The organism is Roseomonas gilardii (assembly GCF_001941945.1).
Lineage (GTDB): Bacteria > Pseudomonadota > Alphaproteobacteria > Acetobacterales > Acetobacteraceae > Roseomonas.
This window is the reverse complement of sequence record NZ_CP015585.1, coordinates 174,076-189,457: the sequence shown is the minus strand read 5'-3', so window position 1 is coordinate 189,457 and position 15,382 is coordinate 174,076. Positions and strand designations below refer to the sequence as shown.

The following is a 15,382-nucleotide window of genomic DNA, read 5'->3' as shown; positions in this document are numbered from 1 at the left end:
CCCTCTAGCGTGAAAGCCGCGCACGTATGCGTTCGAGAAGTGCGAGAAGAACGCGCCTCTCGTCGACTGATAGATCCTGTAAGATGTCTTCCTGCAACGCCGCTCGTCGGGGGTCTAGGTCTCGCAAGATTTCTTGCGTCTTTCTCGTCGGTACAACGATCTGCGACCGCCGATCACTCGATGACGGCGAACGCTCAACCCAGCCGCCGCGCACCATGCGGTCCACGAGTTGCCCGGCTGTCGCACTGCCGACTTCCAACCGCGCCGCGAGGTCGCCGATCGTGAGGCCCGGGCACTCGTCCACATGGGCGGCTGCCAACCACGACAGTCGCGTCAGACCGGTCTCACGAATTTCATCGTCGATCCGCTGCTGGATGAGCTGGGCGACCCGATGGATCGTCGTCCCCATCAGCGCATGGTCGGATGCAATCATCATTTGACCTCCAAGGATCTGTTGGCCATCGCGAAGCTTCATTAGACGCCACCAGAGATTGAAGTGCCAACATAAATCATGCTTGCGTGGTATCATTATGAGCGTAGAATTGAAAAGGTTTTGGGATCGATCTCTCTTGCCGTGGCGATCGAACCGCGAAATCAGTGTTTCCCTGCACGACGTCGTTGAGCCACAGGAGGCCAGCAATGCTCTAATCCGACATATCTGGCCGCAGCGACCCCTTTGCGCTGATGCGCGCCATGATGCGCGATCTAGACCGCGGTTTCTGGCCGTCGCCGTCTCGTGCGGCATTCCCGGCAGTGAATGTCTGGCAGGGTGCGGAAGCCGTCGCCGTTACTACCGAACTCCCTGGCATTGAGCCGGGCGATATCGAGATCGCGGTCAAGGACAACGTCCTGACGCTGTCAGGCGAACGCAAGGCGTCCGAGGTTCCCGAAGGTGCGCGCTGGCACCGCAACGAACGCGGTTATGGCAAGTTTTCCCGCGCGATCCGACTGCCATTCGCGGCCTCGGATGACAAGGTCGAGGCGAGGATGACGAACTGCGTATTGCGGATCGTCATCTCCCGGCCCGAGGCAGAAAATCCAAAGAAAATCGAGATCAAGGCAGCCTGAGAGGAGCTGGAACGATGAGCACCGACATCACGCAAGCCACCGAAAAGACGCCGACCCACGCGCCTGAAACCGCCGGCGGCGGCCGCATCTACCGTCCGCTAACCGATATCGTCGAGACCGATCAGGGTGTCTCCATGATGCTCGAAATGCCTGGGGTCGCCGCTGATGCGGTCGAAATCACGCTCGAAAACCGCGTGCTGACGATCTGCGGCAAGGTTGAGCCGATGCGGCCAGAAAACCTGGAACTTGCCTATGCCGAATATGGCGAGGGTGATTTCGAGAGGGCCTCCACGCTTTCCGAGAACTTCGACCCCGACACGATTGAAGCCGAGATGCGTGGAGGCGTCCTCACTTTGACGCTCCCCCGAGCCCTTGAAGCGCAGCCGAAAAGGATCGCCGTCAAGGGCGCCTGAAAACCCAAGGAGACCATGTCATGCAGATTAAAGGCCTCATTCCCTGGGCGCGCAAGGACGGCGCGCCAGACGCCAAAAGCAGCGAAGACAACCCGATCGCGACGCTTCAGCGCGAGATGAACCACGTGTTCGAGAATTTCTGGAATAGGGTCGGTCATTTCGAATGGCCCTGGGGCAGCGGCGAAGCCAAATCCGACATGGTCGAGACCGACGACGCGATCGAAGTGTCGATCGAGCTGCCGGGCATGGAGATGAAGGACATCGAGGTAACGGTCAACGATGACATGTTGACCGTGAAGGGAGAGAAGAGGATCGAGCGCCAGGAGAAGAAGACGGGATACTATCTCTCCGAGCGCAGCTACGGCGCGATCTACCGGACAATTCCGCTCCCCCCCGGTGTGGATGGCGAAAAGGCGCAAGCATCCTTCAAGAACGGGGTTCTGACGATCAAGCTGCCCCAGACTCCCGAGGCGCAGGCCAAGGTCAAGCGCATCGAGGTCAAGAACGGCTGATTTGCCACATTGGGTGTCGCCGGTTTGCGGCGGCCCCTCCGCTCAGTGCGATATCGCACCGTCTGGCGAAGTCCCGGGGAGCTTATCTCTCCGGGGCGGCTTTCGAGGGGCAATCATGAAAGACTTGCAACGATCCGGGCTGACCCGTGAACAATGGTCGGCGATGACGCTCTACGAGAAGTTCGAGCAAGTTGTCATCTTCGTCCTCAGCGTCATCATTGCGGCGATCGTCGTGGCGTCGGTCGGGGCGCTGATGCGCGAAGTCGTGAGCCGCTTGGTTCTGGGGGCATTCGACACTCTCGATTACGCCACCTTCCAGGTGATGTTTGGCATGATCTTCACCGTGGTGATCGCGCTCGAGTTCAAGCGCTCCCTTCTTGTTGCGACCGAACGCAGCTTCGGGATCCTCCAGGTCCGCACGATCGTGCTGATCGCGCTCCTCGCCATCGCGCGCAAATTCATCATCCTGGACCTCGGCGAGACGGAATCATCCAAGATAGCCGCACTCGCGGGCGCGGCGCTTGCGCTCGGGGTTGTCCATTGGCTCGTGCGCGATCAGGACCAGCGCGAAGCCCGGGACCGTGTGGCGCCATGACCGTGGTCTCTGCCCGCCATCGCCTGTTCAATCTGGCGCAGTCGGCGCTGCTTCACCGGGCTGGTTCTTCGGCAGGTGCGGCTCGATTGCCGCCCGCGCCTCATCCGACAGCCAGAACAATGCCATCCTCACCTCCCTTGATCCACCAACGCGGTGAATCTGGAACGGCGACATCGATTAATAGGCTGATTGGGTTTGAACCCTAGAGGCTGTTATGGACCTGTGGGTAGGTAACGATCAGGCTGTGGGGCATGAGTGCCCGCAAGCCGTACCCCTCTGACGTTTCCGATGATGAATGGGCGCTGGTTGCGCCCTACCTGACCCTGCTGCCGGAGGACGCCGGACAGCGCGAGCATGCGCTGCGCGAGGTGTTCAACGGCCTGCGCTATGTGATCAAGACCGGGGCGCCCTGGCGCTGGATGCCCAACGACCTGCCGCCCTGGGCTGCGGTCTATCAGCAGGCGCAGCGCTGGCTGGCGGCTGGTTGCTTCGAGGCTCTGGCCGAGGATCTGCGCACTGTCCTGCGCCTGGCTGCTGGCCGCAAAGCCCAGCCCAGCGCTGCCATCCTGGATAGCCGGACGCTCCGCTCGACGCCGGAGAGCGGCGCGCGGGCCGGGTATGACGGCGCCAAGCGGAAGCAGGGTGCCAAGTTGCATCTGGCGGTCGACACGCTGGGCCATCTGCTGGCGTTGCATGTGACCGCCGCCAATGCGGACGATCGTGGCGAGGTTGGGCGGCTGGCCCAGGCGGTGCAGGCCTCCACCGGGCAGAGCGTCGAACTGGCCTATGTCGACCAGGGCTATACCGGCGCGCGGGCGGCTGATGCGGCCAGGGCGAACGGCATTGAGCTGGAGGTGGTGAAGCTACCCGAGGCCAAGCGTGGCTTCGTGCTGCTGCCACGGCGCTGGGTGGTCGAGCGATCCTTTGCCTGGGCAACACGTTTTCGACGACTGGTGAAGGACTATGAGCGCTACGCCAGCACCCTTGCCGATCTCCACCTCGTCGCCTTCGTCTGCCTCATGCTCAAACAGGCCGCTCTACTCGCGGCAGGTCCATAACAGCCTCTAAAGTGCACGGGAAAACTCTCCTAACCGGTTGATTCAACCTGCTACGCTCTCAAGTCGAATTTCCAAAGTGCACAGTGATGCTTCCAAAGTGCACACGATGGGGTGTGGACGAGTTGCAGCGACTCGGAGCGAGCCTAACCAGATCTCTGACAGCAGTGGCGCAATCTATGGCGAGCATTGGTGGCAGAGGGCTATGGCGAGCATTGGTGGCAGAGGGGGTAGGCATGTGATCGGAGGCTCGGCAGTATCTTCAAAGCATAAATAGCGTCTTATCCTGGTTGATTTCTATCTCCAAGCAATATCGTATGAGAAATACTGACTGGTTACTATGTAATGGCCGGTTCGGTGCCAACACAAATTCATTGGGCAAGGACGCCGACAACATCCGCACTACCCACTTGCCTCGCATCGTGGCGGCGCTCGGGAGACTGGAGCATGAGATCAAGGCCCAGTCTGGGGAAGCCACAGCTTTCCCGCGGCGCCTCCGTAGCCCGACGAACAGTGGCTCGAGTAGTTCATTCGCATGGCCACTCCAGGGGCTTCGAAGCCACACCGCCCGCTGCGGGCCCCGCGAGCCTCGGTTCTGCGTAAGCCTCCCAACGAAGCGGTCCACGCTGGAAGACCTCGTTCAGTGTAGGCGCCGAGAGGACACTGGTTCTCCCGCAAATCCCGTGCTGCTGAGTGGCAGGAGGATGTTCGGAGGTGCAGGAGGCGCTGGTCTGTCACTGGCGGTGAGAACGGCCCATGTTCAGGCAACTACTGCCCCTGATCCCACCAGGCTTGCTGGTTCGCGAGGTCCTGGCGAGCTCTGACGGCCTGACGATGTGGCCACGTGTGCCGAGCGAGCGGCGGCCTGTCCGGACTCTCGATCCCCATTGCGCCACCCTGGAGCGGCGCTGGACGGACGGCTGTCACAACGCCGCACGGCTATGGCGGGAGCTGCTTGATGCCGGCTTCCCGGGGCGCCCCTCGGCGGTCAGGGCCTGGGCCACGGAGCGGCGCTGCCGCGAGCCCGGGGCGTCCCTGCCCGGATCGGTCCAGAACCAGATTTGGCAGCCACCTTCGATCCGGCGTGCCGCGCGCCTGCTCCTGGCGGATGCAGAACTCTCCGCCGCCCCGACTGTCAATCGGCACTGAATCAGGGTTCTGACTCAATTTTGCTGAAGTTGACGTGCTGGGTTCCCTGGTCAGTCAGGGATCAGCAGGATGGCGAGGAACCTCAGTCCAGCAGCTTTAATCCCGCCAGGATTCGTCCTGGAGAGCGTGGACGAGACCGGCACAGCGGTGGTGATGACGGTGCGACCATCAACGGTAGCAGGGATCTGTCCCGGCTGTGGTGGCGTCAGCCATCGAGTGCACAGCCGCTACACTCGGAACTTGGCCGATCTCCCGTTGAGCGGGCGTCCTGTGGAATTGAAGCTCCTCGTCCGGCGGTTCCGCTGCGACCGTGCCCTGTGCCCCCGCCGCATCTTCTCCGAACGGTTCGTGGCTGCGACGCCATGGGCTCGGCGCACGGCCCGGCTGGACGAGATCGTCCACCACCTCGGCCTGGCGCTTGGCGGCCGTCCGGCCGCGAGCTTCGCCCAGAGGCTGCGATTACCGGTCAGCAACGACACCTTGCTGCGGGTCGTCCGGCGCCGTGGAAGCCCAGCGTTCACGCCACCGCAGGCGGTCGGGATCGATGATTGGGCGTGGAAGCGCAACCACCGTTACGGCACGCTGATCTGCGACCTGGAGCGACGACGCACTATCGCCCTCTTGCCCGACCGCGAGCCCGCAACGGCGCAGGCCTGGTTGTCCGGCCAGCCGCAGATCGAGATCGTGACCCGCGACCGCGGTGGCGCCTACGCCCTGGCCGCGGCACGGGCGCTACCTGATGCGATGCAGGTAGCCGATCGTTGGCACCTGATGGAGAACGCCAGCCAGGCTTTTCTGGCCGCGACCCGAGCCTGCATGCGCCAGGTGCGCGCGGCTATCGGCGCCACCACGGTCGACCCCCGGCTGCTGACCGCGGCGGAGAAGCTCCAGTACGAGGGTTATCTCCGACGTGAGGACGCCAACGCCGCGGTCTTGGCGCTGCACAAGGCGGGCAAGGCGATCAAGGAGATCGTCCGGTGCACCGGTCATAGCCGCGGAACGGTGCGGCGCATCCTGCGCGGCCAGCGCGCGGATGTGTTCCGCACGCGGGAAAGCTCGCTCGACGCACACCTCCCCTGGCTGGACGCGCGCTGGGCGGCTGGAGTCCGCAACGGCGCCGCGCTGTGGCGCGAGCTTCGCGATCTCGGCTTCCACGGCTCGCTGCGGGTGGTCGCAGAGTGGGCGACGCGTCGCCGCCGGTCAGAGCAGGTCAACGTCGAGGGGCTGAGCCGTGTTCCGTCGGCCCGCACCGTGGCACGCCTGATGACCATGGCGCGTGACAGCCTGTCCAAGACGCAGACTGTGACGGTGGCTGCTATCGAAGCCGCGGTGCCTACCCTGGTCCAGGCGCGGGAGATCGTCGAAGCCTTTCACGCCTTGATCCGCCGAAAACATGAGGCCGCGTTGGATGGCTGGCTCGACAGGGCGGCAGCCAGCCTCCTGGCCCCGTTCGCGCGCGGGCTCGCCCGGGATCATGTCGCCGTCCGAGCCGCAATTTCCTCCGCTTGGTCCAACGCCCAAGCCGAGGGGCAGATCAACAAGCTGAAGGTGGTCAAACGCCAGATGTATGGCAGAGGGAATCTCGACCTGCTCCAGGCCCGCGTCATAGCAGCAGGCCGATGACCGCCATCGAAATTGCGTCAGAGCCCCTATTCCATGCCGATCCACACCAGGCCGGTTCCGCGTGCTCCGGCATGTCAGGCCGAAGTTCTCTTGCCGCGGCTGCGAGGCAGTCACCCAGGCCCCGGCGCCCAGCCTGCCGATCCGCCGCGGCCGCGCCACGGCGGGGCTGCTCGCCCATGTGCTGGTGGCCAAATACGCCGACCTGATCCTCCTTGGTTTCCGTGGACACCCAGAGGCAAGCTTTGAGCTGGAGGTGTTCAATGGATCAGCAGGCGACGAGGGCCAAGCCACGTTCCTATACGGAGGACTACAAGCGCCAGGTCGTGGATATGGTGGTCGGTAGCGGGCGCACGCCGACGGCGGTGGCGGGCGAGGTCGGCCTGCACCCGACGCCGTTGTGCCGGTGGGTGCGCCAGTATAGCGCCGGCGGTGGCAAGACCGAGGTGCCGCGGCCTGCAGCTGCCACCTCCCTCAAGCCCTTGCCGGTCCCGACGGCCGACCAGGCTGCCGAGATCGCGCGGCTGCGGCGCGAGTGCGACCGGCTCCGCATGGAGCGGGACATTTTAAAAAAGTCCATTTCGATCTTCGCGGGGCCACTGAGATGAAGTTTCGTGTGGTCGAGGACTGCCGCGATGTCTGGGCGGTCCAGCCGTTGTGCCGCGTGCTGGGGATCTCGACCGCCGGCTACTACGCTTGGCGGTCGCGGCCGGATAGCAAGCGCGCCGTCGAGGATTGTGCCCTGCTGGCCGACATCCGCCAGACCCATGCCAACAGCGGTGGCCGTTACGGCAGTCCCCGTGTGTATGCCACCTTGCGGGCGCAGGGGCGACAGGTTGGACGTGGACGGATCGAGCGCCTGATGCGGCGGCATGGCGTGCGCGGCCTTGTCGCCCAGCGCCGCCGCGTGCAAACCACCGACACCCGCCAAGCCTTCCCGGTCGCTCCCAATCTGCTGGAACGCAAGTTCTCCACCACCAGCAGGCCGAACCAAGTCTGGCTGGCAGACCTGACCTACATTCCGACAGCTGAAGGTTGGCTGTACATGGCCGCCATCATGGACCTGCACAACCCGTAAGATCGTGGGCTGGTCCATGCGCGACCATCTCAGGGCCGAGCTGGCGACCTCGGCGCTGCTGATGGCCATCCAGCGCCAGCGTCCCAGTGCCTGGCCTGATCCAACATTCCGACCGCGGCGTCCAATATGCCTGCGGTGACTACCAGGCGGCGCTGACCAAAGCAGCCATCATCCCGTCGATGAGCCGGCGGGCCAACCCGCTGGACAACGCGCCAATGGAGAGCTTCTTCCATACGCTGAAAACCGAGCTGGTGCATCACCGGGCCTGTGCCACCAGGGATGAGGCCAAGCGCGACCTGTTCTCCTACGTCGAGGGCTTCTACAACCGACAGCGCCTTCATTCGGCTCTGGACTACCGCACGCCAGACCAGGCAGAACGGCAGGCAGCAAACGTAGCGTAACCCGTCCACAGAAGTCGTGGAGGATCAGAGGGCTGAGAGTCGATTGGTTGAGCATTTAAGTTTCCCGTCGATCCGGCGCACTGCATCGTGTTCACGTGGGCCGTGTCTCCTGAGCCATTTGGCTGTAGCGTCTGCGCGCAGAACCAGGGAGCACATGTGATGAAGGCAGTCATCTACGAAGGACCGCGTAAGGTCAGCGTCAGTAGGTTGCCGGATGCCAGGATCGAGAAGCCGACCGACGTGGTGGTCCGTATGACCACCACCAACATCTGCGGCTCTGATCTCCACATGTACGAGGGCCGCACCAGCTTCGAGACCGGCCGCATTTTCGGTCACGAGAACCTTGGACAGGTGGTCGAGGCCGGCTCGGCTGTAGACCGCATCAAGAAGGGTGACTGGGTCTGCCTGCCCTTCAACATCGGCTGCGGCTTCTGCGACAATTGCGAGCGGGGCCTGACCGGCTTCTGCCTCACCTGCAATCCTGGCAGCGCCGGTGCGGCATACGGCTTTGCCGAAATGGGTCCGTACCAGGGTGGGCAGGCCGAATTGCTGCGCGTGCCCTATGCCGACTTCAACTGCCTGTCTCTGCCCGAGGACGCGGAGGAGAAGCAGGATGACTACGTCATGCTCTCCGATATTCTGCCGACCGGCTACCACGCGACCGAACTCGCCGGCGTGCTTCCCGGCGAGACTGTCGCGGTCTATGGGGCCGGTCCGGTCGGGCTGATGGCCGCCTACTCCGCATTGATCAAGGGCGCCTCGCGAGTGTTCGTGGTCGACGCACATGACGATCGCTTGAAGCTTGCCAGCGAGCTGGGCGCGATTCCAATAGACCAACGCAGGTGTGATCCGGTCGAAGAAATACTCAACCACACCAACGGTCTTGGCACTGATCGCGGCTGCGAGTGCGTCGGCTACCAGTGCTGTGACAAGCACGGCAACGAAGCCAACTACGTCACTATGAACAACCTAGTGGCCTCGACCAAAGCGACTGGTGGGATCGGTGTTGTCGGCGTGTTCGTGCCGGAGGATCCGAATTCCAACGATCCGCTGGCGAAGGAGGGCAAGATGGCGTTCGACTTCGGCGCCTTCTGGTTCAAGGGCCAGCAGATCCGAACCGGTCAAGCCAACGTGAAGCACTACAACCGTCGCTTGATGAACCTGATCCATGTCGGCAAGGCTGCGCCGTCGAAGATCATCTCGCACCGTCTCTCGCTTGACGAAGCGCCCGACGCCTACAAGCACTTCGATGCGCGAGACACCGGTTGGACCAAGGTCGTACTAAAGCCTGCAGCCTAGAGCTTGATGGTTCCTAGACTTTGATGCCACCTACTCTATGGGTAGGTGCGTACGCGGTGGGATTGCGTGTCACCTGCTGAGGGACATGCGATCCTGCCGCCAGATAAACAATTGCACGCCCTTATGCCCCGTCTTGAGATCGCCGTTAATGCGCTCGCTACCATGGGATGGGCAGAATTACGCTGCTGGTCATCACAGGACGAGTTTTTATCGGAGCTGGTTCGCAGCGTGTGGTTGTATCGGCGCTGTTGCGGAAATCAATGTGAGAACGAGACTTGGTCTTTTGATGGTTTGATCAAGCCATAGCGACGGTGTCGGGCATACCAAGGGCGTTGAAGGTGTTGAGGATGGCGCAGCGGATCTGAACTTCGGCGGTCTGACGGGCAGGATCACGGGCTGACAGCCGCTCACCCAGGCGCTTGAGGCGCGACATGGCCGTCTCGGTGAGGCTGCGGCGATGGTAGCCGCTCCAACGCTTCCAGAGACGGCGTCCGAGGTGTTGGATGGCGCGTAGGCTTTCGCTGCATTCCGCTGAGCCGGTGGTTCGCGCCTTCCACTGCTTGCCATTGCGGCGCGGTGTCACAACCAGGGCCGCCTCACGGGACGCGGAGGCCTCGTAGACGCCCCGGGTGTCGTAAGCCCCGTCGCCGCTGATCACCCCGATCGGATCCTCTTCCGGCAACTGCGCCAGCAGGTCCGGCACGATTTCGCCGTCTCCGTGCCGGTGGTCCGTCATCTCGACCGCTCGCACTTCGTAGCTGTCGGCATCGATCACGAGGTGCACCTTGCGCCAGACCTGGCGCTTGTCGGCCCCGTGCTTCCTCACCTTCCACTCGCCCTCGCCGAGTACTTTCAGCCCCGTGCTGTCGTTGACCAGATGCAGCGGCCCGCCCCGCAGGCGATAGGGGATGACGACCGTGAGGTCCTTCTGCCGCCGCGAGAGGGTGCTGTAGTGAGGCGTCCGCCAGTCCAACCCAGCTAGCCGGATCAGGCTCGCCGCCATTCCCTGCGCGGCTCGTTAGCGGGAGCTGGTACAGCACCTTCAGAGTCAGCACCGTCTGGATCGCCGTATCCGTGAAAACCTGTGGCCGCCCCCGCCGCCCTGTGCCCTCGGCAGCATGCCAGGCCAGGTCAGGCGAGATCCACACCGCTAGATCCCCGCGCGAGATCAGGCCCCGGTCGTACTCCCGCCAGTTCCTTGTCCGGTACTGCGTCTTCGGGCGTCCGCCCTGTGCCACTGCATTGCTCATGCCGACCTACCAGCAAGATTTACGCAACAAGGCCGAGCGAAGGCAGATGAAATGCGTGACGCTGCCAAGTGCGGAAGTCGTTCGGTCTATGGGGCAAGGCACCTGGAAGATGGGGGAACGTCCCGAGCAGCGATCCGATGAGATCGCCGCTCTACGCGCCGTGTCGAGCTGAGCATGACGCTCATTGATACCGCCGAAGTGTATGGCGATGGTGCGGCGGAAACGCTGATCTGTGAGGCGCTGGGCAGCCTTCGTGACCAGTTGTTCCTCGTCAGCAAGGCATTTCCACAGAACGCATCCCGCTCCCGCCTTTTCGGTGCGTGCGAGGCGAGCCTGAAGCGGCTCGGCACCGATCGGCTCGACCTCTACCTCCTCCACTGGCGGGGATCGGTGCCGCTCGCTGAGACAGTGGAGGCTTTGGAGGCGCTGAAATCGGCAGGAAAGATTCGGCACTGGGCAGCCAGGTGATCCAAGAACGGGTAGCAGCTCAACACCGGTCAGTCTCTGGTTGCCGCTGGATGAAAGGCGGGGGTCAGGTCAGTTCGGGCATACGGACTGGGTTCGGCTGTAAGTCGACAGATGTTTGTTGCAAGAACACCGAGGACGATCTCGCCTGGACGATCACACCGCAGCCGGCCATCGATCGAGTGCCATTTTCGCGATGGAGAGAAGTTCGTTGATCGTAGCGCCGTCGCGCGCTTGAGCGGACATGCCTTCCATGACCGTATTGATGAATTTGCCTAGGACGGCCGGATCAGTATCGGCCGCAAGCTCGCCCTGCGCGGCGCCCCGATGCAAACGCTCGATCAGGAGGGCCTCCGCCGCGATACGCTTGTCGCGCAGCAGGCATTCGATGGCGGCGGACGCCGGCGACACGGCTGCGGCTGCCGAATACATGAAGCAGCCGGCCGGCGTTCCAGGTTCCGAGAACGATGACGCCGCTCGTTCCAGCAGGCCTTTGACGGCCTCGAAGGTGGACAACGCCGGATCGTTGATGGGTTCATAGAGGTGGACGCTGAACGTCGCGGCGTAGCGCTCGATCACCGCCGCGAACAGCCCCGCCTTGTTGTCAAACGCCGCATAGAGACTGGCGGCGGCGACGCCAGTCTCCGCCACCAGATCGGCCATCGACGTCGCCTCGTAGCCGCGATGCCAGAACAGCCGTACCGCCTTGTCGAGCGCAGCGTCAGTGCTGAACTCTCGAGGGCGGCCTGCGCCACGACGGGCTTTCGTGTCTGTCATGTCTGGTGCCCGATATGGAATGATCGATAAATAATAGCTTGAACCTCATCGCTGACATCGATACAGAACGATCGTTCAATAATCAAGGAATGGTCCATGAGCCGCATCGTTCGGATCCACGAATATGGCGACGCCGGCGTCCTCAAGATTGAAGATGTGGCAGTGCCCGCGCCCGCGGCCGACGAGGTGCAGATCGCGGTCAAGGCGATAGGCATAAACCGCGCCGAAGTGATGTTCCGCAACCATGCCTACCTTCAGGAAGCCGAGTTCCCGAGCCGCCTCGGCTACGAGGCTGCCGGTATTGTCGGCGCGGTCGGTGCGGACGTGACCGGGTTTGCGGAAGGCGAAGCCGTCAGCCTCATCCCCCCGCTCGATATCGCGCGCTGGGGCACCTATGGCGAGGTTGCCAACGTGCCCGCCCGCCTCGTCGTCAAGCATCCGGCGGCGCTGTCGTTCGAGGAAGCGGCGGCCGTGTGGATGCAGTATGTCACCGCTTGGGGTGCGCTGGTGGAGCAGGCGAAGCTCGGCGAGGGCGATTTCGTCATCGTCACCGCTGCTTCCAGCAGCGTCGGTCTTGCTGCCTTCCAGATTGCGCGGATGGTCGGCGCGACGGTGATCGCGACGACGCGTACCGGCGCCAAGCGCCAGGCCCTGCTTGATGCCGGTGCACATCATGTCGTCGCGACCGGGGAAGAGGATCTGCTAGCGAAGGTGATGGAGATAACCGATGGTGCAGGTGCGCGCGTGGTGCTCGACCCGGTCGGAGGCCCGTCGTTCGAGCCGCTGACCGCGAGCATGGCGCGCGGCGGCATCCTGCTTGAATATGGCGCGCTCAGCGGCGAGCCGACGCCGTTCCCGTTGTTCTCCGTGCTGGGCAAGAGCCTCACGCTCAAGGGTTATCTCTACAGCGAGATCGTCTCGGACGACGCCGCCCTCGATCGCGCCAAGGCGTTCATTGTGGCGGGACTGGAATCGGGCGCGCTCAAGCCGCGGATCGCGCGCACCTTCTCGCTCGACGCCATCCAAGACGCACACCGCTTCCTCGAATCGAATGACCAGATTGGCAAGGTCGTCGTTACGATCTAACCGGCAAACCTGGGGGAGCGAGCGATGGCTCCCCCTCCGGACACAGGGTCGGACCCTCAGCGCCCATGCCGTCGTTGCTTGTGGCGCAGGCTTGAAAGCATGACCGCTCCTCCTCCGCGTGCCAGACCTGTCTCAGGGTAACATGTCGGCTATGCCTGCCCGATCGGAGGGGGCAAATTTCGAAAATGGCCGGGGAACCTCGCCTGATTACAGAAGCGCCAGTCTCTGGACAGGATCGAAACTCCCCCCCCCCCCGTATAGTATGCTGAAGCGATCTCTTGGGAAAGCGCGATGCCACATTCACCAGAGGACAAGAAGCAAGCCATCACACGCTTGCGGCGTATCAAGGGCCAGGCGGACGCTTTGGAACGCGCGATCGAAGCCGGGGCCGATTGCACTCCCCTGCTGCAGCAAATTGTCGCCATGCGAGGCGCGATAAATGGACTGATGGCAGAAGTGATGGAGAGTCACCTTAGGGAAACATTCGGTGCCGGTGCAGATCCGGCCGTCAAAAGCGAGAACGGCGATCACGATGACGAGGTGGAGGGCGTAATGAAGATTTTGCGTACATATCTTAAGTAACGACTTCAGCGATCTTCTTCTTGCCCCTGCTTTTCCGCAGTTAGAGCGAAAGCCTCGTGTCCTGCCACCCGGTGCCGTTCAACAGAACGCAGCCTTTTGGCGTTCCGGCCCTCGATTTTGTTGTCGGCGTAGCGAGCACGAGCGTCTTCTCCGGCGTTTTTCACGGCGTCAGGATCGATGGGCCCTTCAAGATCGATGGGCGGGTCGCAGGCTGTTTGCGACACAGAGGTGGAGGCCTGCGAAGCGAAGCCACCCCCACATGCCTTCTCTGGTTTGACATCCTCACTCGGACGCCTCTTGCATACTGGCATGGAGTATCGTAAAGATACTCCCTGCCAGTATCAGAGCGTCGACGAATTTTCAATGGCGCAACGGCCGCGCACCGGCAATCGGTTTCAATCAACGAGGGCATCCCAACATGAAATCTCGCGCCGCTGTAGCCTTCGAGGCGGGCAAGCCACTCGAAATCGTCGAGATTGATGTCGCCCCACCCCGGAAGGGCGAAGTGCTCATCCGGGTGACGCACACCGGCGTGTGCCACACCGATGCGTACACGCTGGCGGGTAATGATCCGGAGGGCGTTTTCCCGGTGGTTCTAGGCCACGAGGGCGCGGGCATCGTTGTCGAGGTCGGTGAGGGCGTCACCACCGTCAGGCCGGGCGATCACGTGATTCCGCTCTATACCGCCGAGTGCGGCAAGTGCGACTTCTGCGTGTCGGGCAAGACCAACCTGTGCGTCGCTGTCCGCGAAACGCAGGGCAAGGGCTTGATGCCCGATGGCACCACCCGCTTTTCGTACAATGGTCAGCCCCTCTATCATTACATGGGCTGTTCAACCTTCAGTGAATATACTGTCGTCGCCGAAGTCTCGCTCGCCAAGATCAATCCCGAGGCAAACCCCGAGCATGTCTGCCTGCTCGGCTGCGGCGTCACGACCGGCATCGGCGCAGTCCACAATACCGCCAAGGTCCAGCCCGGAGACTCGGTCGCCGTGTTCGGCCTAGGCGGCATCGGCCTCGCGGCGATTCAGGGTGCGCGCCAGGCGAAGGCGGGTCGCATCATCGCCATCGACACCAATCCGTCCAAGTTCGAGCTGGCACGCCAGTTCGGTGCGACCGAGTGCATCAACCCCAAGGACCATGACAAGCCCATCCAGCAAGTGCTGATCGAGATGACGGGCTGGGGCATCGATCATACCTTCGAGTGCATCGGCAACGTCCACGTCATGCGCGCCGCGCTTGAATCAGCGCACCGTGGCTGGGGTCAGTCGATCGTGATTGGCGTTGCCGGCGCGGGCGAAGAAATCTCCACCCGTCCATTCCAGCTCGTTACGGGCCGCGTCTGGAAGGGGTCCGCTTTCGGCGGCGTCAAGGGACGTACACAGCTCCCCGGCATGGTCGAGGACGCCATGAGAGGCGATATTGATCTGGCCCCGTTCGTTACCCACACCATGGGTTTGGAGGAGATCAACGAGGCGTTCGACCTGATGCACGAAGGCAAGTCGATCCGCACGGTCATTCACTACTGACCCGCCGATCCAAAGCGCCTCTGGCAACACCAGACATCGAGGAAGTTCCGGATGACCACTCCGGTTATCTCGGGTGACGGCATTTTCTTCCCCCTCTTCCTCGACGCCGCCAACGTCGACCGTTCAGTCGCGTTCTAAGACGCGGCGCCAGGCGTTCGGATCGACAGGCCAGCCGTCATCATGGCCCGACCCCGGCCATGATGAAGCGCGCTCTGGCAACTGGGCAACGCGTCGCGATGCGGTAACAACCGCCGAAGTGCAATCGTTAAACGCCGATAGCGGCACGGACCAAGGCCGCCTGGCCCAGGCGCTTACCAGCCGGGTGTGTGTGGCCTCGTCGCGCGACCCAACGGGAAAAATGGTTTTGTCGTAACCTTTGTCTAATGCTGGAAAAATATTTCAAAGGTTCCGAACATCGGGCCAGCCTGGCCGTTGGATGTATTGAGTCGGAAATGCATTCGTCTGTTACCTCGACCGTAATGAACCACGGGCCGCATGGGCGGA

At 62.8% G+C, this 15,382-nt stretch carries 12 protein-coding genes and 4 pseudogenes; 13 read left to right on the top strand and 3 right to left on the bottom strand.

The window, feature by feature from the left end:
- Positions 1 to 4 precede the first annotated feature (4 nt).
- Positions 5 to 475 carry a MarR family winged helix-turn-helix transcriptional regulator gene (locus tag RGI145_RS23640; RefSeq protein WP_237183362.1) on the bottom strand — a complete coding sequence of 157 codons (471 nt, stop codon included), beginning with the start codon at positions 473 to 475 and terminating at the stop codon, positions 5 to 7.
- 209 nt (positions 476 to 684) lie between these two features.
- Here RGI145_RS23640 and RGI145_RS23635 point away from each other — a divergent pair, with 209 nt between their 5' ends.
- The 9 genes and pseudogenes from RGI145_RS23635 (at position 685) to RGI145_RS23595 (ending at position 9,190) form a co-directional block, all read left to right on the top strand.
- Positions 685 to 1,068: an Hsp20/alpha crystallin family protein gene (locus tag RGI145_RS23635; RefSeq protein WP_075800966.1), complete on the top strand. Its 384-nt coding sequence runs from the start codon at positions 685 to 687 to the stop codon at positions 1,066 to 1,068.
- 14 nt (positions 1,069 to 1,082) lie between these two features.
- On the top strand, positions 1,083 to 1,481 hold the full coding sequence (locus RGI145_RS23630) for an Hsp20/alpha crystallin family protein (RefSeq protein WP_075800965.1): 399 nt from the start codon (positions 1,083 to 1,085) through the stop codon (positions 1,479 to 1,481).
- Between the two features lie 20 nt (positions 1,482 to 1,501).
- On the top strand, positions 1,502 to 1,993 hold the full coding sequence (locus RGI145_RS23625; RefSeq protein WP_075800964.1) for an Hsp20/alpha crystallin family protein: 492 nt from the start codon (positions 1,502 to 1,504) through the stop codon (positions 1,991 to 1,993).
- Between the two features lie 115 nt (positions 1,994 to 2,108).
- Positions 2,109 to 2,588 (top strand): phosphate-starvation-inducible PsiE family protein, encoded by a 480-nt coding sequence (locus tag RGI145_RS23620; protein WP_075800963.1) that lies wholly within the window; start codon positions 2,109 to 2,111, stop codon positions 2,586 to 2,588.
- Positions 2,589 to 2,839: 251 nt separating this feature from the next.
- Positions 2,840 to 3,646: an IS5 family transposase gene (locus RGI145_RS23615; RefSeq protein WP_075796883.1), complete on the top strand. Its 807-nt coding sequence runs from the start codon at positions 2,840 to 2,842 to the stop codon at positions 3,644 to 3,646.
- Between the two features lie 1,215 nt (positions 3,647 to 4,861).
- On the top strand, positions 4,862 to 6,415 hold the full coding sequence (locus RGI145_RS23610; protein WP_075800945.1) for an ISL3 family transposase: 1,554 nt from the start codon (positions 4,862 to 4,864) through the stop codon (positions 6,413 to 6,415).
- A 46-nt stretch (positions 6,416 to 6,461) separates the two neighbouring features.
- Positions 6,462 to 6,617, top strand: a pseudogene (locus tag RGI145_RS25960) (IS66 family transposase zinc-finger binding domain-containing protein); the annotation flags it as partial.
- A 58-nt stretch (positions 6,618 to 6,675) separates the two neighbouring features.
- Positions 6,676 to 7,891, top strand: a pseudogene (locus RGI145_RS23600) (IS3 family transposase).
- A 159-nt stretch (positions 7,892 to 8,050) separates the two neighbouring features.
- Positions 8,051 to 9,190: a glutathione-independent formaldehyde dehydrogenase gene (locus tag RGI145_RS23595; RefSeq protein ID WP_075800962.1), complete on the top strand. Its 1,140-nt coding sequence runs from the start codon at positions 8,051 to 8,053 to the stop codon at positions 9,188 to 9,190.
- A gap of 295 nt (positions 9,191 to 9,485) precedes the next feature.
- Here the strand turns inward: RGI145_RS23595 and RGI145_RS23590 are convergent.
- A pseudogene (locus RGI145_RS23590) lies at positions 9,486 to 10,440 on the bottom strand (IS5 family transposase).
- A gap of 46 nt (positions 10,441 to 10,486) precedes the next feature.
- On the opposite strand from RGI145_RS23590, the pseudogene RGI145_RS23585 reads away from it, so the two are divergent.
- Positions 10,487 to 10,896, top strand: a pseudogene (locus RGI145_RS23585) (aldo/keto reductase); the annotation flags it as partial.
- A gap of 165 nt (positions 10,897 to 11,061) precedes the next feature.
- On the opposite strand, the gene RGI145_RS23580 reads toward RGI145_RS23585, so the two are convergent.
- A complete protein-coding gene (locus RGI145_RS23580; RefSeq protein WP_075800961.1) occupies positions 11,062 to 11,682 on the bottom strand; it encodes a TetR/AcrR family transcriptional regulator in 621 nt (206 codons plus the stop codon).
- A gap of 96 nt (positions 11,683 to 11,778) precedes the next feature.
- Here RGI145_RS23580 and RGI145_RS23575 point away from each other — a divergent pair, with 96 nt between their 5' ends.
- From RGI145_RS23575 to RGI145_RS23565, 3 genes are all read left to right on the top strand, one after another.
- Complete coding sequence (locus RGI145_RS23575) at positions 11,779 to 12,768, top strand: zinc-dependent alcohol dehydrogenase family protein (protein ID WP_075800960.1); 990 nt, start codon at positions 11,779 to 11,781, stop codon at positions 12,766 to 12,768.
- Between the two features lie 291 nt (positions 12,769 to 13,059).
- Entirely contained in the window at positions 13,060 to 13,350 is a 291-nt protein-coding gene (locus RGI145_RS23570) for a metal/formaldehyde-sensitive transcriptional repressor (RefSeq protein WP_075800959.1), read from the top strand.
- Positions 13,351 to 13,768: 418 nt separating this feature from the next.
- Positions 13,769 to 14,878 (top strand): S-(hydroxymethyl)glutathione dehydrogenase/class III alcohol dehydrogenase, encoded by a 1,110-nt coding sequence (locus RGI145_RS23565; protein ID WP_075800958.1) that lies wholly within the window; start codon positions 13,769 to 13,771, stop codon positions 14,876 to 14,878.
- Positions 14,879 to 15,382 lie beyond the last annotated feature (504 nt).